The sequence below is a fragment of the Streptomyces sp. V4I23 genome (assembly GCF_030817975.1).
Lineage (GTDB): Bacteria > Actinomycetota > Actinomycetes > Streptomycetales > Streptomycetaceae > Streptomyces.
This window is the reverse complement of record NZ_JAUSZW010000004.1, coordinates 4,654,637-4,674,292: the sequence shown is the minus strand read 5'-3', so window position 1 is coordinate 4,674,292 and position 19,656 is coordinate 4,654,637. Positions and strand designations below refer to the sequence as shown.

Below are 19,656 nucleotides of genomic sequence, written 5' to 3'. Positions count from 1 at the left end.
GAGTACGGGGTCGCCTGCGGCGGGCTTGTTCCCCTACCCGCCCCTTCCCGAAACCGGGGCAAGCCCCGGACCCCGGACCGCGCTTCGCGCGGTGTCCTCAATCGCCGGACGGGCTGATTTCGCGCAGCGAAATTCAGCCCACCGGGGGGCACCTCCCACGGCCGCCAGGCCGTAGGGGGAGATTGAGGCGTGGGGGCCCCGGGGGCGGAGCCCCCGGTTCGAGAAAGGGCGGGGTGGGGAAGACGCCCCGCGCAGCGGCCTCGCACTCGCCGTGGGCCCCGCGGCCCCCGACCCCTCAGGCCGACACGATCGTCGCGCCCCGCGCCGGCCCCGTCGCCACCCGCGCCGCGCGGCACGTGCCGGAGGCCGTCAGCGCCGACGCCACCGCCTCCGCCGCGTCCTCGTCCTTCGTCAGGAACGCCGTCGTCGGGCCCGAGCCCGAGACGAGGCAGGCGAGCGCCCCGGCGGCCGTGCCCGTCGCGAGCGTCTCGGCCAGCGACGGGCGCAGCGAGAGCGCCGCGGGCTGGAGGTCGTTCACGAGCGCGCCCGCGAGCGCCGCCGCGTCGCCCGTGCGCAGGGCGTCGAGCAGCGCGGGCGAGGCGACGGGCTCGGGCACGGCGACACCCGAGTTCAGCCGGTCGAACTCGCCGAACACCACCGGCGTCGACAGCCCGCCGTCCGCCATCGCGAACACCCAGTGGAACGTCCCGCGGACCTCGAGCTCCGTGAGCCGCTCGCCGCGGCCGGTGCCCAGCGCCGCGCCGCCCACCAGACTGAACGGCACGTCGGAGCCCAACTCGGCGCAGAGGGAGAGCAGTTCGTCCCGCGACGAGCCGAGGCCCCACAGCGCGTCGCACGCCAGCAGCGCGCCCGCGCCGTCCGCGCTGCCGCCCGCCATGCCGCCGGCGACCGGAATGTCCTTGTCGATGTGGATGTGCACGTCGGGCGAGATCCCGTGGCGGGCCGCGAGGAGCTCGGCCGCGCGGGCCGCCAGGTTCGTACGGTCCAGGGGGACCTGGTCCGCGCCGGGTCCGGCGCAGGTGAGGGTCAGCGACGGGGCCGGGCTCACCGTCACCTCGTCGTACAGCCCCACCGCGAGGAACACGTTGGCCAGGTCGTGGAAGCCGTCGGGACGCACCCCGCCGACCGCCAGCTGCGCGTTGACCTTCGCCGGCACCCGTACGGTCACACTCACTGCTTCGCCTCCGCGATCCGCGCGAACTCCTCCACCGTCAGCGCCTCACCGCGCGCCTGCGGCGAGACACCGGCCGCCACCAGCGCCGCCTCCGCGGCGGCGGGTGATCCGGCCCAGCCCGCGAGCGCGGCCCGCAGGGTCTTCCGGCGCTGCGCGAAGGCCGCGTCGACGACGGCGAAGACCTCCTGGCGGGAGGCCGTCGTGGCGAGCGGCTCCTTGCGGCGCACCAGTGACACGAGGCCGGAGTCCACGTTGGGGGCGGGCCAGAAGACGTTGCGCCCGATCGCGCCGGCCCGCTTGACCTCGGCGTACCAGTTGGCCTTGACGGACGGGACCCCGTACACCTTGTTCCCCGGCTGGGCGGCGAGCCGGTCGGCGACCTCCGCCTGCACCATGACGAGGGTGCGCTCGATCGTCGGGAAGCGTTCCAGCATGTGCAGCAGGACCGGGACGGCGACGTTGTACGGCAGGTTCGCGACGAGCGCGGTCGGCGCAGGACCCGGCAGCTCCCGCACCTGCATGGCGTCGGAGTGGACGAGCGAGAAGCGCGACGCCTTCTCGGGCAGGCGGGCGGCGATCGTCGTCGGCAGGGCCGCGGCGAGCACGTCGTCGATCTCGACGGCGACGACCCGGTCCGCCGCCTCCAGCAGCGCGAGGGTCAGCGATCCGAGCCCGGGGCCCACCTCGACGACCACGTCGTCGGGCTCGACCTCGGCCGTGCGCACGATCCGGCGGACCGTGTTGGCGTCGATGACGAAGTTCTGGCCGCGCTGCTTGGTGGGGCGTACGCCCAGCGCGGCGGCCAGTTCGCGGATGTCGGCGGGGCCGAGGAGTGCGTCGGGATCAGTGGTGCTCACCGATACAGCCTACGGCCGCAGTGCGGCCACGGAGTCGCCCCCCGCTGCATGTAGAGCTTCTTCGCCCGGTACGTCTGTTCCGCGGGCGACGCGTCCTGCGGGCGTCCGCTGCCGCCCAGGGAGCGCCAGGTCCCGATGTCGAACTGGTACAGCCCGCCGTAGTTCCCCGAAGGGTCGACCGCGCCGGGCCGGCCGCCCGACTCGCAGTCGGCGAGGGCGTCCCAGTTCAGGTCGTCGGCCCCGCCCACGGACGACGGCAGCTGCCGGGTGCCGGCCCGCACCTGCTCGGTGACCGGCTCGCGCACGATCTCCTCGGAGAGCTTGCGCGGCTTCTGGCGTACGCCGTTGACCGTGCGCAGCGCGTACGTGACCCGGCGCACGCCCGGCGCGCCCTGCCGCACGACGATCTCGGTGCCGGCGAACAGCTGCGGGTCACGGGTCCTCTCGACGGCGTACGGGACGGGTTCGTCGTGGACCTCGCGGGTGCCGGTGATGCGCAGGACGGTGACGGTCTGGCCGTCGCGCGGGAAGCTCTCGGGCGGCGCGGAGGTGGTGTCCTGGCCGCGCAGCGTGATGCCGGCCTCGGCGAGCGCCTCGCCCACGGTCGGCGCGTTGGTGCGGATGGTGCGCTCTCGCCCGTCGGCCATGAACGTGACGGACCGCTCGGTGCGCACGTCGAGCGCGAGCCCGGAGCGCGGGACCGCCGACGAGCGGGAGACGGACACGAACGCTCCCTCGGCGCGGACGCCGAGCTGCCGCAGCGCCTCCTCGACCGTGCGGGCGGTGGTCCACACGGTGCGGCGGTGGCCGTCGAGGGTGAGGGCGAGGGGGCGGCCGTAGCGGACGACGACCTCGTCGCCGCTGTCGAGGTCGGCGCCCGCTCCGGGCGCGACGATGTCGTGCGGGCTGACGGCGAGACCTTCCTCGTGCAGCAGGTCCCGCACGTCGTCGGCGAAGGTGTGCAGGGTGCGGGGGGCGCCGTCGACGGTGAGCCGCACGGACTTGTCGGCCGCGACGAAGGCGGAGGTTCCACCGGCGAGGAAGGCGACGACGAGGGCCTGCGGGACGAGCCGGCGCAGGGTGTCGGGCCGCGCCGCCGCGCGGCGGCGCCGCCCGCGCGCCCGTCCGCTCGTGCCGGACGCCCCCGTGCCGCGCGTGGCGTCCTCGTACGGGGGCGGCATCTGGCGTGGCAGCTGCGGCCCGGCCCCGCCCGGCCCGCCGTGCGCCGGTGCCGAAGGGGCGGGAAGGCCGCTGCCGCGCAGGTCCACGTTCGGCATGGTCGGCGCGTCCGCGGCGGCGAGACGCGCGTCCGCGATCGTCGGCTCCGGCGGAGAGTACGCACCCGCCGCTTCGGCCTGCGGGGCGGCCGGGTCGTCCCGCCCGGCGGCGAGCGCGGCCCAGGGCGCCTGGCGGCGACCGCCGCGTGCGGCACGGTGACTGCCCTGCGCATTGCTCACGACGCTCCAGAGGATGTCCGGCCCGAGACGTGGCACCGGACAGTATCGGAGCGTTCGTCACTCTCCAAAGCGGCGCGAACACGCAGCGTTTCGAGAGGCTGGTGCGCCCGATCGGGTCAGTAGTCGAATGCGCGCGCGGTGTTCGCCGCGATCGCCGAGGCCAGCGTGTCCTCGTCCAGCCCCTTGACCTTCGCCATGGCCCGCAGGGTGACCGGCACGAGATAGGGCGCGTTGGGCCGTCCGCGGTACGGGGCCGGGGTGAGGAACGGCGCGTCCGTCTCCACCAGGACGAGTTCGGCGGGGGCCACGGCGAGCGCGTCGCGCAGCGGCTGGGCGTTCTTGAAGGTCACGTTGCCGGCGAAGGACATGAAGTAGCCCGCGGCCGCGCAGGCTTCCGCCATTTCCGCGTCGCCCGAATAGCAGTGGAAGACGGTGCGCTCGGGCGCTCCTTCCTCCGCGAGAATGCGCAGCACGTCCGCGTGGGCCTCGCGGTCGTGAATGACGAGGGCCTTGCCGTGCCGTTTGGCGATCTCGATATGCGCGCGGAAGGAGCGCTCCTGGGCGGCCATTCCCTCGGGCCCCGTACGGAAATAGTCCAGACCCGTTTCACCGACGGCCTTCACCTCGTCGAGTGCCGCGAGACGGTCGATCTCGGCGAGCGCGTCGTCGAGCGCGGCGTTCCCGCCCGCCTCCCTCGCCCCCTGCCGCGACCATCCTTCGGGATCGCCCAGCACGATGCGCGGCGCCTCGTTGGGGTGCAGCGCGACCGCGGCGTGGACCTCCCGGTGCGCGGCGGCGGTCTCGGCGGCCCACCGGGAGCCCTTGATGTCGCAGCCCACCTGGACGACGGTCGTCACGCCCACCGCCGCGGCCCTGGCCAGGGCCTCCTCGACGGTGCCGTCCTGCATGTCCAGGTGGGTGTGCGAATCGGCGACCGGCACCCCGAGCGGTTCGGGCAGCGGCGGCGGTGCGGACTTCGAACTCATGGGCGCGATCCTACGAGGCGCCCGCCCCTCGGCCTCACGCGCGGTGGCGGCTCACCCGCGGCTCACCTGCCGCTCGCGTACGGCTCACTTGCGGTGGTGGAAAGGGTGGAGCAGGTCGGAGAGATGCCAGTGACGCGCACGCACCGGGCCCGGCGGCTCGCCCTTCACGTGGGCGCCCCCGGCCGGGGGCTCGGCGGCTTCCGCGGCCGGGCCCTGCGCTTCGGCGGGCGAGGCCGTGGGCACAGGGTGCGCCCGCGGCTGGCCGTACATCTCCGCCATCATGTCCCTGACCGAGGAGACCTGCCCCGCCCGCATGATCCGGACCCGGTGCCTTCCGCAGTTCACGCAGGTCGGGGCCTTGAGCGGGGAAGGCACCCGCACGCCGCCGGTCTTGTAGACGACGAAGGCCCGGCCCGCCCCGTCGGTGTGGTGCTCGATGTCGTACGACTGCTCCCAGCCATGCCCGCAGTACATGCAGGCGAAGGAGTACTCTTCATGGCCGGCGGCGGTGCCGGTGCCGGTGATCTCACTCATGCCAGCTCCTCTCCACTGATCCAGTGGACGCCTGTTCCGGCGGGAGCGCATCAGCAGCGGTCGAACAATGGAAAGCTCTTTGACTTCCCTTGCAGAAAGGGCCACTGCAGGCTCTGGGCTTTGCCTTTCACCATAGCCCTTTCCCTGTCACTGGGCCGATCGAGTCGCGTTCTTTGCCGCGACGACGGCATCGAACACCTCGCGCTTGGGCAGGCCCGCTTCGGCGGCCACCGCGGCGATCGCCTCCTTGCGCCGCTCCCCCGCCTCCTCTCGCACCCGCACCCTGCGCACCAGTTCGTCGGCGTCGAGTTCGGCGGGTCCGGTCTCGGAGGCGCCCTCGACGACGACGGTGATCTCGCCGCGCACGCCCTCGGCCGCCCAGGCCGCCAGCTCGCCGAGGCCGCCGCGCTTGACCTCCTCGTACGTCTTGGTCAGCTCCCGGCACACCGCCGCGCGCCGGTCGGCGCCGAAGACCTCGGCCATCGCGGCGAGCGTGTCGTCGAGGCGGTGCGGCGCCTCGAAGTAGACGAGGGTGCGCCGCTCGTCCGCGACCTCGCGCAGCCGGCCGCGGCGCTCGCCCGCCTTGCGGGGCAGGAAGCCCTCGAAGCAGAAGCGGTCGACGGGCAGTCCCGACAGGGCGAGCGCGGTCAGCACCGCCGAGGGCCCCGGAACGGCGGTGACCTTGATGTCCTGCTCCACCGCGGCGGCGACGAGCCGGTAGCCGGGGTCGGAGACGGAGGGCATTCCCGCGTCCGTGACCAGCAGCACCCGCGCGCCGCCGACGAGCGCCTCGACGAGCTCGGGGGTGCGCGCCGACTCGTTGCCCTCGAAGTACGACACGACCCGCCCCTGCGTGTGCACGCCGAGGGCCTGGGTGAGCCGGCGCAGCCGCCGCGTGTCCTCGGCGGCGACGATATCGGCGCCCGCCAGCTCGGCGGCGAGCCGCGGCGGCGCGTCCGCGACGTCGCCGATGGGTGTCCCTGCGAGTACGAGCGTTCCAGTCACAAAGCCATCCTCCCAGGACGGGAGACACCACTCGCACAGCCGTGTTCCCTACGATGGCGCGGTGACCAGTACCGCGCCGCACACCATCGAGGGCAAGGACGCAGGCCAGCCGCCGCCCGGCTGGCAGCAGCGGCTGCGCCGATTCGGCTACACGCCCCGGCCCGTGATCGGCCTGCGCGAACGCCTGGTGCCGCCGTACACCCGCCCCTCGGGACGGCTGTGGGCGGTGCTCGGCCTCCGGCCGGGCGACGTGGAGCCGCTGCTGAGGATCGCCGGCTGGGGCGGGCCGGTCCTGGTGGCGCTGCTCGCCGGAGTGCTGCGGTTCTGGAACCTCGGCAAGCCGCACGCGGTGATATTCGACGAGACGTACTACGCCAAGGACGCCTGGGCCCTGATCAACCAGGGCTACGAGGCGAGCTGGCCGAAGGATGTCGACAAGACGATCCTCAGGGACGGCTCGTCCGTCCCGATCCCCGACGACCCCGGCTATGTGGTGCATCCACCCGTCGGCAAGTGGGTCATCGGGCTCGGCGAGAAGATGTTCGACTTCACACCCTTCGGCTGGCGCTTCATGGTCGCCGTGCTCGGCACGCTGTCGGTGCTGATGCTGTGCCGGATCGGGCGCAGGCTCTTCCGCTCGACGTTCCTGGGCTGCCTGGCGGGTCTGCTCCTCGCCGTGGACGGCCTGCACTTCGTCATGAGCCGTACGGCGCTGCTCGACCTGGTGCTGATGTTCTTCGTGCTCGCGGCCTTCGGCGCGCTGCTCGCCGACCGCGACCGCTCACGGCGCAGGCTCGCCGCCGCGCTCCCGACGGACGCCGACGGCGTGCTGCGCCCGGACGCCGAGGTCGCCGAGACGCTGCGGCTGGGGTGGCGGCCCTGGCGGCTGACGGCGGGCGTGATGCTCGGCCTGGCGGCGGGCACCAAGTGGAACGGCCTGTACATCATGGCCGCGTTCTGTGTGATGAGCGTGCTGTGGGACGTGGGCTCGCGGCGCACGGCCGGCGCGGTGCGCCCGTACGTGGCGGTGCTGAAGAAGGACCTGGTCCCCGCGTTCTTCTCGACGGTGCCGGTCGCGGTGGCGACGTACCTCGCCTCCTGGACCGGGTGGTTCGCCACCCGCGGCGGCTACTACCGCAACTGGGCGGACAACCGCGCCGGGATGACTCCGGACAGCATGCCGATCCCGTTCACCGGTTGGTCGGTGCCGCTCCCGCAGTTCGACGTGTCCTGGATTCCCGCCCCGGTGCGCAGCTTCTGGCACTACGAGACGCAGGTCTACGAGTTCCACATCAACCTCACCTCCGGCCACACCTACCAGTCGAACCCGTGGAGCTGGCTGGTGCTGGGCCGCCCGGTCTCGTACTACTACGAGGACCCGGCCGCGGGCACGGGCGGCTGCCCCAAGGGCACCGCCGACAAGTGCGCGAGCGAGGTCCTGGCCCTGGGCACGCCGCTGCTGTGGTGGGTGGCGTGCTTCGCCCTCTGCTACGTCCTGTGGCGCTGGTTCTTCCGCCGCGACTGGCGCGCGGGCGCGATCCTGTGCGCGTTCCTGGCGGGCTGGGCCCCCTGGCTGCTGTACCAGGAGCGGACGATCTTCCTGTTCTACGCGGTCGTCTTCGTGCCGTTCCTGTGCCTGGCGGTGGCGATGATGATCGGCGCGATGCTGGGCCCGCCGGGATCCGACGAACGCCGCCGGACGGTGGGCGCGATCGGGGCGGGCGTGCTGGTGCTGCTGATCGTGTGGAACTTCATCTACTTCTGGCCCATCTACACGGGCACGCCGATCCCGATGGATGACTGGCGCGGCCGGATGTGGCTCGACACCTGGGTGTAGCTGTGACGACGACGGGCCCGGCACCTCTCGGTGCCGGGCCCGTCCGGGTCGTTGCCGGTCGTTGGCAGTCGTCCCGGGTCGTCCTTGGTGTCATCCACCTGTGTTCGCAGCAGCGCCCACGCACTCCTGGAACGTGTTCTGCTGGAGGCACTTGGGGAGCGAGGCGTTCCACTGGTTCAGCTGCTTGGTTGCCTCGGTCCGCTGTGCAGCGTCCGAACTCTGGGCCCCCTTCAGCTTGGTGTTCACCTTCTTCGCGAAGTCCGTCGCCGCCTTCTGATCCGTCGGCTTCGTACCGGACTGCAGAGCAGACACCAGGACATCCGCCGTTGTCTTCACGACATTCGTCGCGGTCACCTTCACGCTCGTCGGCGCATTCGAATTCACAACGTCCACCAGGACATCCGTCGTCGTCTTCACGGTGTTCGTCACCGCTATCTTCACCGCTTGCGGCGCCTTCGACTTCAAACAGCCCACCAGGACATTCGTCGTCGACTTCACGGTGTTCGTGACCGCCACCTTGACCGCCGGGGGCGCATTCGACTTCAGAACGTCCACCAGAACATTCGTCGTCGTCTTCACGGTGTTCGTCACCGCCACCTTCACCGCGGACGGAGCATTCGACTTCACAACCTCCACCAGAACATTCGTCGTCGTCTTCACGGTGTTCGTCACCGCCACCTTCACGGCCGACGACGCATTCGACTTCAGAACGTCCACCAGAACAGTAGTCGTCGTCTCAATGGTGTTCGTCACCGCGATCTTCACCGCCGACGACGCATTCGACTTCAGAACGTCCACCAGTACGGTCGTCGTCGTCTTCACGGTGTTCGTCACCGCCACCTTCACGGCCGACGACGCATTCGACTTCAGAACGTCCACCAGAACAGTAGTCGTCGTCTCTATGGTGTTCGCCACCGCGATCTTCACCTCAGACGGCGCATTCGACTTCTGAAGATCCACCAGGACATTCGTCGACGTCTCCACGGTGTTCGCCACCGCCACCTTCACCTCAGACGGCGCATTCGACTTCAGAACGTTCACCAGAACGTTCGTGGTCGTCTCCACGGTGTTCGCCACCGCCACCTTCACCTCAGACGGAGCGTTCGACTGCTGGATGTCCGCCAGGACCTCCGTCGACGTCTCCACGGTGTTCGTCACGGACGCCTTCACCTCTGACGGCGCAGCCGCCTTGTCCACGTTCGCCAGGACATCCGTCGACTGCTTCACGACGTCCGCGAGCGCGACCCGCTCCGCCAGCGGTGTCGTCGGGTCCTCGATCGCCTTCAGCGTGTTGTTCAGCTTGCCCGCAGTCTCCTTGAGCTCTTGGGAGACGTCCTGCTGGGCCATCAGTTCCTGGACATCCTGCTTGAGCTCGGGCGTCTGCTGCTGCAGCTCCGCCCTCAGCTGCGCAGGCGGTGGCTGGGGCTCCTCCTGCTGCGCCGGCGGGGGCTGCTCCTCCTCGGCCGGCGGGGGCTGCTCCTCCTCAGCAGGCGGAGGCTGCTCCTCGGCCGGCGGAGGAGGCGGAGGCTGCTCCTCCTCAGCAGGCGGGGGCTGCTCCTCCTCAGGAGGCGGAGGAGGCGGAGGCTGCTCCTCCTCAGCAGGCGGGGGCTGCTCCTCCTCAGGAGGCGGAGTAGGCGGAGATGGTTGAACGGGTACTGCGGCCGTGGCTTCAGCGAGCGCTTGGGGCGCTGCCGCAGCACTCGCCATGCCCGGCGAGAGCGCAAGCGCCGCAGCCAGGCAGGAGGAACCAACGAAACGAAAGATTTTATGCTGAGCAGTTCTGGACATGGTTGTCCCAACCGTGCTTTCCAGGTGCTTTTCTGACCCTGCGAAACGCGACCCTGAGGGCGGCGGCCTGTGGTCACGGAGATCCACAGCTCAACGGTGCACAGGCGGTACCCAAACCACTCTTCCCTCATTCGGCGCGTCTCGCAACGCGAAGGCACCGTGCCGCGGACGACGGCGACAGTCGGTTCGGGTGCTGAGGTCGCAGTCCCATAACGACCCCTCCCCCGTCATCCCCGTCCCGTAGAGTGCACCTGACTCGCGATCTTGAACGTGTTCAGGATGCGCACTCTGGGGAGGGGGCTGCGGTCATGCGCAGTGGAGCGAAGGTCGCCGTCGTCGGCGGCGTGTTCGCCGTCGTGGCGACGGGTGTCGGCTACGGGGGATGGAACCTGTACAACGGGCTCACCGGAAACGGCGGGGAGGGCGGCGTCACGACCCGGTCCGCGGCCAAGGAGACCGGGCCACCGAGCGCGGACGAGGTCGAGAGGACCGCGAAGGACTTCCTCACCGCGTGGGCCGCGGGCGAAGGGCCGGCCGCCGCCCAGCTCACCGACAACGCGGCGGAGGCGGAGCCGTTGCTCACCGGCTACCGCGAGGACGCCCATGTCACCAAGGCCGTGATCGCGCCCGGCTCGGCCGTCGGCGCGAAGGTGCCGTTCACGGTCGAGGCGACGGTGGAGTACGAGGGGACGTCCAAGTCCTGGTCGTACTCCTCCGAGCTGACCGTGGTCCGCGGGCTGACCACCGGCAGGCCGCTGGTCGACTGGCAGCCGTCCGTCGTGCACCCGCAGCTCACCGAGGGCACCTCGCTCGCCACGGACACCGCGTCCGCCCCGCCGATCAAGGCGGTCGGCAAGGACGGCGTCGAGCTGACGAAGGAGAAGTACCCCTCGCTCGGCACGGTCCTGGACCAGCTGCGCGAGAAGTACGGCGCGAAGGCGGGCGGCAAGCCGGGCGTCGAGTTGGTCGTCACATCGGCGGACGGCAGCGTGCCCGACAAGACGCTGCTCATGCTCACCAAGGGCGAGGAGGGCACGCTCCGGACCTACCTGGACGCGGGCGTGCAGGCGGCCGCCGAGAAGGCGGTCAAACAATTCGGCAGGGCATCCGTCGTGGCGGTCGAGCCGAGCACCGGCCGGATCAGGGCCGTCGCCAACAGCCCGGCGCAGGGCTTCAACACGGCGTTCGGGGGCGCGCAGGCGCCGGGCTCGACGATGAAGATCGTGACGGCGGCGATGATGCTGGACAAGGGGCTGGTCAGCGGTCCGGGCTCGTCGGTCGAGTGCCCGGCGACGGTCACCTGGGAGCGCGAGTTCCACAACCTCAAGGACTTCTCGCTCGGGACCACGACGCTGCAGCGCGCCTTCGCCCGCTCCTGCAACACCACCTTCATCAAGCCGGTCAAGCCACTGGGACAGAGCGCCGGTTCGGCACTGGGCGAGACGGCCCTGACGTACTTCGGCATCGGTGCGGAGTGGCAGACCGGAGTGAAGACCTGGGACGGTGCGGTCCCCGCGTCGACGGGCGCCGAGACGGCGGCCTCGTACATCGGCCAGGGGAAGATCCAGATGAACGTCCTCAACGTCGCGTCCATCGCCGCGACCGTCAAGGGCGGGGCCTTCCGGCAGCCGTTGATCGTCCCGCAGGACCTCGACGACCGTGAACTGGCCACCGCACAGCCGCTCCCCGCGGGCATGGCGCAGACCCTGCGTCAGTTGATGAGCGCCGGAGCCTCCGGCGAAGGCACCGGAGCCCGCGCCATGGCCTCCGTGGGCGGGAACAAGGGTGCCAAGACCGGATCCGCCGAGGTCGACGGCCAGGGCGACTCCAACGCCTGGTTCGCCGGATACGCCGACGACCTCGCCGCGGCCGCCGTCGTCGACTCCGGCGGGCACGGCGGCGACGCCGCCGGCGAGGTCGTCGCGCAGGTGCTGAACGCGCGCTGACCATGAGGTGAAACACGGTCGCATGGCCCGTACAACCACCGCTAGCGTGCGGGCCATGAGCACTCACGACACCGCCGACGCCCACCCTCGATTCGCCGAGGCTCTGCGCGAGCTCGGACTCGAGGTCCCCGTACGCCGTTTCCCGCACGCGACACGCACCGCGGCGCAGGCCGCCGAGGCCATCGGCTGCGACGTCAGCGAGATCGTGAAGTCGCTGGTCTTCGAGGCGGACGGCCGGCCGGTACTGGTGCTGATGGACGGATCGTCGCGGGTGGACGTCGAGCGGGTCCGTGCGGAACTGGGCGCCGAGTCCGTGCGGCGGGCGAACGCGGACCTGGTGCGCGAGACGACGGGATACGCCATCGGGGGCGTACCGCCGTTCGGTCACCGCACCCGCACGCGGGTGCTCGCGGACCGGGGGCTGCTCGACCACGCCGTGGTGTGGGCCGCGGCCGGGACCCCGCACACGGTGTTCCCGCTCGACCCCAAGACGCTGATCGCCCACGCGGGCGGCACGGTCGTGGACGTCCGCGAGCGCACGGCGTGACGGTGCTCGTCGCCGCCGCGGTGCTCGCCGCGGCGGTCACGCATGCCGGCTGGAACGCCCTGGCGCACGGGATCAAGGACCAGCTCGTCGCCTTCACCCTGATCGCGGGCGGTGCCGCCGTCATGGGCGCGGTCATGGCGTGCTTCGCCCCGGTGCCCGCGGCGGGTGCCTGGCCCTGGCTCGTCGCGTCCGCGCTTCTGCACGTCGGCTACCAGGCCCTGCTCATGCGGTCGTTCAGCCTCGGCGACTTCGGCCAGATGTATCCGATCGCGCGCGGCACGGCCCCGCTGGTGGTGACGGTCGCGGCCGTGGTGTTCGTCGGTGAGCACCTGGGCGCCTGGCAGGCGGCCGGTGTCGGCGTCGCGTCGGCGGGCCTCGTCGGTGTCGCGCTGTGGGGCATCAAGGGCTCCGGCACACGCCCGCACTGGCCGGCGATCGCGGCCGCGCTCGCGACCGGGCTGTCGATCGCCGCGTACACGGTGGTCGACGGCCTGGGCGTGCGCGCGTCCGGCACGCCGGTCGGCTACATCGCCTGGCTGATGGTCCTCGAAGGCCTCCTGGTCCCGGCCTACGCGGTGTACGCCCGCCGGGGCGCGCTGATCGCCCAGCTGCGGCCTCATGTGGGGCGCGGACTGCTCGGCGCGGCGATGTCGATCACCGCGTACGGACTGGTGCTGTGGGCCCAGACCCGCGCCCCGCTCGCGCCGATCGCGGCGCTGCGGGAGTCGTCGATCATCGTCGGCGCGGCGATCGGCGCGCTGCTGTTCAAGGAGCGGTTCGGGGCGCCGCGGATCGCGGCGGCGTGCCTGATGGTGCTGGGCATCGGCCTGATGCTCAAGGCGGGCTGATGCTCACGGCGGGCTGACACGCAGAGCCGGCTGATGCGCGGTGCGACTGATGCGCGGTGCCGGCGAACCGTGCGGCGCCTCGCAGGCGTCCCTGCCGCCATGGGGACGATCACACACGGGATACGCCAGCTGCTCCGTTTCGGCCTGCTGGAGGCGCGCTGTTGCGCCTTCGCCGTCGCTCTCGTCGGCGGCATCGCCGTTTCGGGGCAGCTGCCCGACCTGCCCGTCGCCCGCTACGACCTGCTGCTGCTCTACGGCATCGCCCTGGCCGTGGTCGCGAGGAAGATCGGCTGGGACAGCGCCCGCGACACCGCCGTGATCGCCTGCTGCCATCTCGTGGGACTCCTCTTCGAGTTGGTCAAGGTGCGGATGGGCTCCTGGAGCTACCCGGAGGAGGCGCTCACGAAGATCGGCGGCGTACCGCTGTACGGCGGGTTCATGTACGCGGCCGTGGGCAGCTACCTCTGCCGGGCCTGGCACCTGTTCGACCTGCGGCTGACCGGCTACCGGCCCCGGGTCATGGCGGTGCTCGCGGCCGCCGTCTACGTGAACTTCTTCAGCCACCACTGGCTGCCCGACGCACGCTGGGTGCTCGCGGCGCTGCTGCTGTGCGCGACCGCGGGGACGTGGGTGCGGTTCCGGGTGGGCGAGCGCGACCACCGGATGCCGCTGGCCCTGGCGTTCGTGCTGATCGGCTTCTTCCTGTGGGTCGCCGAGAACATCGCGACGTACGCGGGGGCCTGGAGCTATCCGGACCAACTGGCGGGCTGGCAGCCGGTGTCGGTGGCCAAGTTCGGGGCGTGGGCGCTGCTCATCACGGTCACGTTCGTGCTGACGGCGGGGTCGGCCGGCCGTTCGCTGCCCGGCTCGCGTGCAGTCGCTCGAAACCGGAGTTGACGGCGAGCAGGCCGCCGTCGACACGGAGCGTCGTGCCGGTGATCCAGGCCGCGTCGCGCGAGGCGAGGAAGGCCACGGCCGCCGCGATGTCCTCGGGCTCGCCGACGCGGCCGAGAGGGTACACCTCGCGCAGGGCCTCCAGTTCGGACGCGCGGTCCTGCCAGGCCCGGGTGCGGACGGTGCCCGGGTTGATCTGGTTGACGCGGACGCCGCGCGCCGCCGCGTCGGCGGCGAGGGTGCGGGTGAGGGAGGCGAGACCGGCCTTGGCGGCGCTGTAGGCGTGACCGCCGAAGGACTGCTCGGCGTTGACGGAGCCGATGTTGACGATCGCCCCGCGGCCGCCCGCCTCCAGATGCGGCAGTGCGGCGCGGCAGCACCGGAACGCCCCGGTCAGGCAGATGTCGAGGTCACGGGCCCAGTCGTCGTCGGGCAGGTCCTCGAACCGCTCGGTGTCCCGGGTCGCCGAGAGCGCGTTGTTGACCAGCACGTCGAGGGTGCCGAAGCGTTCCACGGCGTGCGCGACGGCCTCCTCGACCGAGCCGCGGTCGCCCACGTCGCACGGGAAGGGCTCCGTGCCGTCGATGGACGCGGCGGTCTCCTCGGCGGCGTCCGTGTCGATGTCGGTGACGAGCACCCGCGCGCCCTCCGAGGCGAGGCGCCGGGCGGTCGCCGCCCCGATGCCGCGGGCGGCTCCGGTGATCAGTACGCCGTGTCCCTCGAAGCGATTCACAGGGCCGAACGTACCGCCCTGATCAGCGCCTGCGCACGAGGATCGGCCGTCACGCCCTTGCGCATGCCGTTCGTCGCGTAGCCCAGCGCGATACCCGACTCCGGGTCGGCGAAGCCGAGGGAGCCGCCGCGGCCCGGGTGGCCGAAGGAGCCGGGGCCCAGCAGCGGCGAGGCGGGCCCGTGGAGCATGTAGCCGAGGCCGAAGCGGGTGGGGACGACGAGCACGCGGTCGGGTCCGGCGGACTCCTCGGTACGAGCGAGGGTCAGGGTGGCCGGGGCGAACAGCCGGGGCCCGCCGTCGACCTCGCCGATGGTGGCGGCGTAGAAGCGGGCGAGGGCGCGGGCGGTGGAGATGCCGTTGGACGCGGGGAGTTCGGCGGCGCGGAAGGCGGGGTCGTTCTCGTCGGGCGCCGGGTCGATGGCGCCGAAGGCGCGGCGGGTCAGGGAGGCGGGGTCCCGGTAGGCCTCGGAGACGGAGCGCTTGGGGCGGAGCCTCAGGCCGCCGCCCTGGGCGGTCTCCGGCTCGGCCACGGGCCCGAGGCGGCCGACGCGGTGGGCCTCGTCGGCGGGCAGGCCGATCCAGAAGTCGAGGCCGAGCGGGCGGGCTATCTCCTCGGCGACCCAGCGGCCCATGGTCCGGCCGGTGACGCGGCGCACCAGTTCGCCCAGGAGCCAGCTGTAGGTCTGCGCGTGGTAGCCGTGCGCGGTGCCGGGCTCCCAGGCGGGGGCCTGGGCGGCGAGCGCGGCGGGGCCGCTCGTGCCGTCCCCGGCCTCGGCCGGGGTGAGCGGCCGGTCCAGCACCGGCAGGCCGGCACGGTGCGCGAGCAGGTGGCGGACGAGGACCCGCTCCTTGCCCGCCGCCTTGAACTCCGGCCAGTACGTGCCGACCGGCGCGTCCAGGTCGATCTGGCCGCGCTGGTGGAGCAGGAGGACCACGGCCGCGGCGACGCCCTTGGTGGCCGAGCGGACGACCTGGGCGGTGTCGACGGCCCACGGTTCGCGGCCGTCCACGTCGCGGGCGCCCGCCCACAGGTCGACGACCTTGCGGCCGTCGCGGTAGACGGCGACCGCGGCCCCGCGCTCGCCGCGCTGCTCGAAGTTGCGTACGAAGGCGTCCGCGACCGCTTCGAAGCCGTCCGCCACCGTGCCCCGGACGTCCACCACATGTGCTCCTTCGCTGCCGTCCATCCCCCCATGGTGCAACGTGGTCCAGACCGGCCGGATTCCGGGGCGGAACCTGTCGGGGCGTCAGCTCGGACGGCGCCGTCAGCTGAGGACGACGGAGACGTCGATGTTGTCGCGGGTGGCGTTGGAGTACGGGCAGACCTGGTGCGCGGCGCCCACGAGCCGTGCGGCGAGGTCCTGGTCGACGAGCGGGAGGGAGACGTTGAGGGCGACCGCGAGTCCGTATCCCCTGGCCCGGTTGGGCCCGATGCCGACCTTGGCGGCGACCGTGGAGCCCGTGAGGTCGAGACCGGCGCGGCGGCCGACGAGCACCAGGGCGTTGTGGAAGCAGGCGCTGTAGCCGGCCGCGAAGAGCTGTTCCGGGTTGGTGCCGTTGCCGTCGCCGCCGAGCGCGGGCGGCATGGCCACGCGCAGATCGATCCGGCCGTCGTGGCTCGTCACATAGCCGTCCCGGCCGCCGTGGGCGGTGGCCTCCGCCACGTACATGATCTTCGTGGGCCGGGTGTCGGCGGTGGCGGAGGTGTCGGCTGTGGTGGCCTGCTCGCTCATGGTGCGTCCCCGTGGTCAGTGCGCCGCTGCATTTACATCGCGCACAATGTATCGGAATCCGGGGCCAGTTGTTACTCCGGGGTAGCTCGGATCAGCCGGGGTCCGCAGCCTCGGCCAGCCGGTGCAGTTCGGCACGCAGCCGCGCGATCTCGGGCCTCCCCAGACCGGTGCTGCGCATCAGCTGCTCCGGCACCCGTTCGGCCCGCTCGCGCAGCGCCCGGCCCTCGTCGGTGAGCACCAGCAGCACCGAGCGCTCGTCGGCCGCCGAACGCTCGCGGTGCACGAGTCCCGCCGACTCCAGCCGCTTCAGCAGCGGCGAGACGGTGCCGTAGTCCAGCCGCAGTGCGGCGGCCAGCTCCTTGACCGGGACCTCGCCGCGCTCCCAGAGGACCAGCATCGCCAGGTACTGCGGATACGTCAGGCCAAGCTCCGCCAGCAGCGGCCGGTAGGCGGCCGTCACCGCGCGCTGCGCCGCGTACAGCGCGAAGCACAGCTGGTCGTCGAGCAGCAGCGATGCGGTGGCCGTGGCGGCCCGGGTCTCGTCGGTGCGGGTCTCGTCGGTGCGGGTCTCCTCGGTGCGGTTCACGCGCCCATTGTCACGGACTTCGGGGCGAAGCCGAAGGGCAGCTCCAGCCGGTGCCTGCGCATCAGGTCCTCGTCGCCCAGCAGGTCCTGCGTGGCGCCGTCCGCGGCGATCACGCCGTCGCTGAGGACCACCGAGCGGGGGCACAGCTCCAGCGCGTACGGCAGGTCGTGCGTGACCATCAGGACCGTGACGTCCAACGAGCGCAGGATGTCGGCCAGTTCACGGCGGGACGCGGGGTCGAGGTTGGACGAGGGCTCGTCCAGGACGAGGATCTCCGGCTCCATCGCGAGCACGGTCGCGACGGCGACCCGGCGGCGCTGTCCGAACGACAGGTGGTGCGGCGGCCGGTCAGCGAAATCCGCCATGCCGACCCGTTCCAGCGCGTCCGTGACCCGCTGCTCCAGCGCGGCGCCGCGCAGGCCGGAGGCGGCCGGCCCGAAGGCGACGTCCTCACGGACGGTGGGCATGAACAGCTGGTCGTCCGGGTCCTGGAAGACGATGCCGACCCGGCGGCGGATCTCCGCCAGGTTCTCCTTGGCCACCGGCAGTCCGGCGACGGCGACCGTGCCGACCCCGCCGGCCAGGATGCCGTTGAGATGCAGGACGAGGGTCGTCTTGCCGGCGCCGTTGGGGCCGAGGAGGGCGACCCGCTCACCGCGCCCGACCGTCAGGTCGACGCCGAAGAGGGCCTGGTGTCCGTCGGGGTACGCGTACGCGAGCCCGCGCACCTCCAGCGAGGGGATCGTCTCCGGCGAAAGGGTCGTCACAGCATCCATCCCAGCAGACAGACCGCGAGCGCGGTCACGGGCAGTACGGCGGCGTACGACCACTGGGCAGGCGTGGCGCGCACGTCGTCCAGGACCGGCATGGTCCCGGTGTAGCCCCGGCTCACCATGGCGAGGTGCACCCGCTCACCGCGCTCGTAGGAGCGGATGAACAGGGCGCCCGCCGACTTGGCCAGCACACCCCAGTGGCGCACGCCCCTCGCCTCGAAGCCGCGCGAGCGGCGGGCGATCGACATGCGCCGCATCTCGTCGGCGATCACGTCGCCGTAGCGGACCATGAACGAGGCGATCTGGACCAGCAGCGACGGCAGCCGGAGCCGCTGGAGACCGAGCAGGACCGAGCGCAGTTCGGTCGTCGAGGCGAGGAGCACGGAGGCGGCGACACCGAGCGTGCCCTTGGCGAGGATGTTCCACGCGCCCCACAGGCCCGGGACGCTCAGCGCCACCCCGAGCACCTCGGTCCGCTCGCCCGGGACGACGAACGGCATGAGCAGGGCGAAGGCCACGAACGGGACCTCGATCAGCAGCCGCTTGAGTACGAAGCCCGCCGGGACGCGCGCCACCGCGGCGACCCCCGCCAGCAGCAGCGCGTACCCCCCGAAGGCCCACACGGCCTCGCGCGGCGTCGAGACGACGACGAGCACGAAGCACAGCACGGCGACCAGCTTGCAGTGGGCGGGCAGGACATGGACCGGCGAGTGCCCGTGCCGGTAGAGCTTGTGGGCGTGCCCCGCTCCCATGTCAGACGGAGCTCCGCACGCGGGTGTCCTGCTCGCTGTCCGCACGGCGGCGGCGCACGACGCAGAAGACCCCGGTGCCGACGGCGACCGTCGCGCCGACGCCGATGACACCGGCGAGGCCGCCGGAGAGCCGGTCGTCCTCGACGTCCTCGACGCCGTAGTCGGCGAGCGGCGAGCCGGCCACGGCGTGCTCCTCGACGGTCTTGTCGATGCCCTTGTCGGCGGCGACCTTCTCCAGGCCGTCGGGGCTGGCCGAGGCGTAGAAGGAGACGAACCCGGCGAGGACGAACGCGGTCACGAGGCCCGTCAGCCACACCTTGCGCGGCGACCGGGCGGCCACGGGGGCCGGCTCGGCCGGGGCGTCGACGAGCTCGCCGCCGACGCGGAGCTTGAGCGGGGCCGTCAGGCCGCGCGCGCCGTACACGAGGTCCGGGCGCACGGCGAGCACGGCGCCGACCGTGAGGGCGGTGATCGCCGCCTCGCCGATGCCGATCAGGACGTGGACGCCGACCATCGCGGTGAGGACCGAGCCGATCGGCACGTCGGTCAGCCCGCCGACCGCGTAGAGCAGGCTGAACGCGGCGGCGGCGGCCGGCACCGAGACCAGCGCGGCGACGAAGGAGGCGACGGTCACCGAGCGCCGGCTGCGCGGCAGGACCGTGACGAGCCCGCGGAACAGCCCGTACGCGACCAGGACGGTGACGACGCCCATGACGGTGATGTTGACGCCGAGGGCCGTGAGGCCGCCGTCGGCGAAGAGGATGCCCTGCATCAGCAGCACGACGGCTATGCACAGGACGCCGGTGAACGGCCCGACGAGGATGGCCGCGAGCGCGCCGCCCAGCAGATGCCCGCTGGTGCCTGCGGCGACCGGGAAGTTCAGCATCTGCACGGCGAAGACGAACGCGGCGACGAGGCCGGCGAGCGGTGCGGTGCGGTCGGCGCCGGGCAGCGCGACGGCCGATCCACCCAGCTCGCGGCGGGCGCCGCGGAGGCTGACGGCGACCGCGCCGGCGGCGGCGACTCCGGCGGCCACCGAGACCGGCGCGTTGATGAATCCGTCAGGGACATGCATGGCGGGCTCCGCTTCGGACAGATGAATAAGCGTCCCATGATAGGTCCCTCTTGCGAACGATATGCAAGAGCGCACAGGTCACAGATGAACAGTGCGGCCGACAAGCGAAG

Annotated in this window: 19 protein-coding genes; 5 read left to right on the top strand and 14 right to left on the bottom strand. The window is 72.2% G+C overall.

Annotation, left to right across the window (positions count from 1 at the left end):
* Window positions 1-295: 295 nt before the first annotated feature.
* The 6 genes from QFZ82_RS23615 to rsmI form a co-directional block, all read right to left on the bottom strand.
* Window positions 296-1,195, bottom strand: a complete 900-nt coding sequence (locus tag QFZ82_RS23615) for a 4-(cytidine 5'-diphospho)-2-C-methyl-D-erythritol kinase (protein WP_307715055.1) — start codon at window positions 1,193-1,195, stop codon at window positions 296-298.
* Window positions 1,192-2,052 carry a 16S rRNA (adenine(1518)-N(6)/adenine(1519)-N(6))-dimethyltransferase RsmA gene (gene rsmA, locus QFZ82_RS23610; protein WP_307715054.1) on the bottom strand — a complete coding sequence of 287 codons (861 nt, stop codon included), beginning with the start codon at window positions 2,050-2,052 and terminating at the stop codon, window positions 1,192-1,194. Before rsmA ends, QFZ82_RS23615 begins: the two co-directional genes overlap by 4 nt.
* Window positions 2,049-3,233 (bottom strand): resuscitation-promoting factor, encoded by a 1,185-nt coding sequence (locus QFZ82_RS23605; RefSeq protein WP_307717819.1) that lies wholly within the window; start codon window positions 3,231-3,233, stop codon window positions 2,049-2,051. The genes rsmA and QFZ82_RS23605 overlap by 4 nt, the downstream gene beginning before the upstream one ends.
* Before the next feature lie 392 nt (window positions 3,234-3,625).
* A complete protein-coding gene (locus QFZ82_RS23600; protein WP_307715053.1) occupies window positions 3,626-4,495 on the bottom strand; it encodes a TatD family hydrolase in 870 nt (289 codons plus the stop codon).
* Between the two features lie 84 nt (window positions 4,496-4,579).
* Window positions 4,580-5,029 carry a hypothetical protein gene (locus QFZ82_RS23595; RefSeq protein WP_307715052.1) on the bottom strand — a complete coding sequence of 150 codons (450 nt, stop codon included), beginning with the start codon at window positions 5,027-5,029 and terminating at the stop codon, window positions 4,580-4,582.
* A 147-nt stretch (window positions 5,030-5,176) separates the two neighbouring features.
* Window positions 5,177-6,034 carry a 16S rRNA (cytidine(1402)-2'-O)-methyltransferase gene (gene rsmI / locus QFZ82_RS23590; protein WP_307715051.1) on the bottom strand — a complete coding sequence of 286 codons (858 nt, stop codon included), beginning with the start codon at window positions 6,032-6,034 and terminating at the stop codon, window positions 5,177-5,179.
* 61 nt (window positions 6,035-6,095) lie between these two features.
* Between rsmI and QFZ82_RS23585 the strand changes: the two genes are divergently transcribed.
* Window positions 6,096-7,871 carry a dolichyl-phosphate-mannose--protein mannosyltransferase gene (locus QFZ82_RS23585; RefSeq protein ID WP_307715050.1) on the top strand — a complete coding sequence of 592 codons (1,776 nt, stop codon included), beginning with the start codon at window positions 6,096-6,098 and terminating at the stop codon, window positions 7,869-7,871.
* A 90-nt stretch (window positions 7,872-7,961) separates the two neighbouring features.
* On the opposite strand, the gene QFZ82_RS23580 is transcribed toward QFZ82_RS23585, so the two are convergent.
* Window positions 7,962-9,578, bottom strand: coding sequence for a hypothetical protein (locus QFZ82_RS23580; RefSeq protein ID WP_307715049.1), 1,617 nt, complete (start codon window positions 9,576-9,578; stop codon window positions 7,962-7,964).
* Window positions 9,579-9,967: 389 nt separating this feature from the next.
* Here QFZ82_RS23580 and QFZ82_RS23575 point away from each other — a divergent pair, with 389 nt between their 5' ends.
* From QFZ82_RS23575 to QFZ82_RS23560, 4 genes are all read left to right on the top strand, one after another.
* Window positions 9,968-11,605, top strand: a complete 1,638-nt coding sequence (locus tag QFZ82_RS23575; protein ID WP_307715048.1) for a penicillin-binding transpeptidase domain-containing protein — start codon at window positions 9,968-9,970, stop codon at window positions 11,603-11,605.
* Window positions 11,606-11,660: 55 nt separating this feature from the next.
* Entirely contained in the window at window positions 11,661-12,152 is a 492-nt protein-coding gene (locus QFZ82_RS23570) for a YbaK/EbsC family protein (protein ID WP_307715047.1), read from the top strand.
* On the top strand, window positions 12,149-13,000 hold the full coding sequence (locus tag QFZ82_RS23565) for an EamA family transporter (protein ID WP_307715046.1): 852 nt from the start codon (window positions 12,149-12,151) through the stop codon (window positions 12,998-13,000). Before QFZ82_RS23570 ends, QFZ82_RS23565 begins: the two co-directional genes overlap by 4 nt.
* Before the next feature lie 99 nt (window positions 13,001-13,099).
* Window positions 13,100-13,897, top strand: a complete 798-nt coding sequence (locus tag QFZ82_RS23560; RefSeq protein WP_307715045.1) for a DUF817 domain-containing protein — start codon at window positions 13,100-13,102, stop codon at window positions 13,895-13,897.
* On the opposite strand, the gene QFZ82_RS23555 is transcribed toward QFZ82_RS23560, so the two are convergent.
* The 7 genes from QFZ82_RS23555 to QFZ82_RS23525 all read right to left on the bottom strand — a co-directional run bounded on the left by QFZ82_RS23555 (window position 13,821) and on the right by QFZ82_RS23525 (window position 19,546).
* Window positions 13,821-14,627: an SDR family NAD(P)-dependent oxidoreductase gene (locus QFZ82_RS23555; RefSeq protein WP_307715044.1), complete on the bottom strand. Its 807-nt coding sequence runs from the start codon at window positions 14,625-14,627 to the stop codon at window positions 13,821-13,823. The two genes, QFZ82_RS23560 and QFZ82_RS23555, sit on opposite strands and share 77 nt — an antisense overlap.
* Entirely contained in the window at window positions 14,624-15,814 is a 1,191-nt protein-coding gene (locus QFZ82_RS23550) for a serine hydrolase domain-containing protein (RefSeq protein WP_307715043.1), read from the bottom strand. The genes QFZ82_RS23555 and QFZ82_RS23550 overlap by 4 nt, the downstream gene beginning before the upstream one ends.
* 78 nt (window positions 15,815-15,892) lie before the next feature.
* Complete coding sequence (locus tag QFZ82_RS23545; RefSeq protein ID WP_307715042.1) at window positions 15,893-16,360, bottom strand: organic hydroperoxide resistance protein; 468 nt, start codon at window positions 16,358-16,360, stop codon at window positions 15,893-15,895.
* A 91-nt stretch (window positions 16,361-16,451) separates the two neighbouring features.
* Window positions 16,452-16,871 carry a MarR family winged helix-turn-helix transcriptional regulator gene (locus QFZ82_RS23540; protein WP_307717818.1) on the bottom strand — a complete coding sequence of 140 codons (420 nt, stop codon included), beginning with the start codon at window positions 16,869-16,871 and terminating at the stop codon, window positions 16,452-16,454.
* Window positions 16,872-16,942: 71 nt separating this feature from the next.
* Complete coding sequence (locus QFZ82_RS23535; RefSeq protein ID WP_307715041.1) at window positions 16,943-17,722, bottom strand: energy-coupling factor ABC transporter ATP-binding protein; 780 nt, start codon at window positions 17,720-17,722, stop codon at window positions 16,943-16,945.
* Window positions 17,710-18,471, bottom strand: coding sequence for a cobalt ECF transporter T component CbiQ (cbiQ, locus tag QFZ82_RS23530; protein WP_307715040.1), 762 nt, complete (start codon window positions 18,469-18,471; stop codon window positions 17,710-17,712). Before cbiQ ends, QFZ82_RS23535 begins: the two co-directional genes overlap by 13 nt.
* A gap of 1 nt (window position 18,472) precedes the next feature.
* Window positions 18,473-19,546, bottom strand: coding sequence for an energy-coupling factor ABC transporter permease (locus QFZ82_RS23525; protein WP_307715039.1), 1,074 nt, complete (start codon window positions 19,544-19,546; stop codon window positions 18,473-18,475).
* Window positions 19,547-19,656: the final 110 nt, after the last annotated feature.

Excerpts from the sequence above, each read along its gene's own strand:
- QFZ82_RS23605 (WP_307717819.1), bottom strand. The coding sequence starts at position 3,233 with ATGCCGCCCCCGTACGAGGACGCCACGCGCGGCACGGGGGCGTCCGGC.
- QFZ82_RS23600 (WP_307715053.1), bottom strand. The coding sequence starts at position 4,495 with ATGAGTTCGAAGTCCGCACCGCCGCCGCTGCCCGAACCGCTCGGGGTG.
- QFZ82_RS23595 (WP_307715052.1), bottom strand. The coding sequence starts at position 5,029 with ATGAGTGAGATCACCGGCACCGGCACCGCCGCCGGCCATGAAGAGTAC.
- QFZ82_RS23580 (WP_307715049.1), bottom strand. The coding sequence starts at position 9,578 with ATGGCGAGTGCTGCGGCAGCGCCCCAAGCGCTCGCTGAAGCCACGGCC.
- QFZ82_RS23575 (WP_307715048.1), top strand. The coding sequence starts at position 9,968 with ATGCGCAGTGGAGCGAAGGTCGCCGTCGTCGGCGGCGTGTTCGCCGTC.
- QFZ82_RS23570 (WP_307715047.1), top strand. The coding sequence starts at position 11,661 with ATGAGCACTCACGACACCGCCGACGCCCACCCTCGATTCGCCGAGGCT.
- QFZ82_RS23560 (WP_307715045.1), top strand. The coding sequence starts at position 13,100 with ATGGGGACGATCACACACGGGATACGCCAGCTGCTCCGTTTCGGCCTG.
- QFZ82_RS23550 (WP_307715043.1), bottom strand. The coding sequence starts at position 15,814 with ATGGACGGCAGCGAAGGAGCACATGTGGTGGACGTCCGGGGCACGGTG.
- QFZ82_RS23545 (WP_307715042.1), bottom strand. The coding sequence starts at position 16,360 with ATGAGCGAGCAGGCCACCACAGCCGACACCTCCGCCACCGCCGACACC.
- QFZ82_RS23535 (WP_307715041.1), bottom strand. The coding sequence starts at position 17,722 with ATGGATGCTGTGACGACCCTTTCGCCGGAGACGATCCCCTCGCTGGAG.
- cbiQ (WP_307715040.1), bottom strand. The coding sequence starts at position 18,471 with ATGGGAGCGGGGCACGCCCACAAGCTCTACCGGCACGGGCACTCGCCG.
- QFZ82_RS23525 (WP_307715039.1), bottom strand. The coding sequence starts at position 19,546 with ATGCATGTCCCTGACGGATTCATCAACGCGCCGGTCTCGGTGGCCGCC.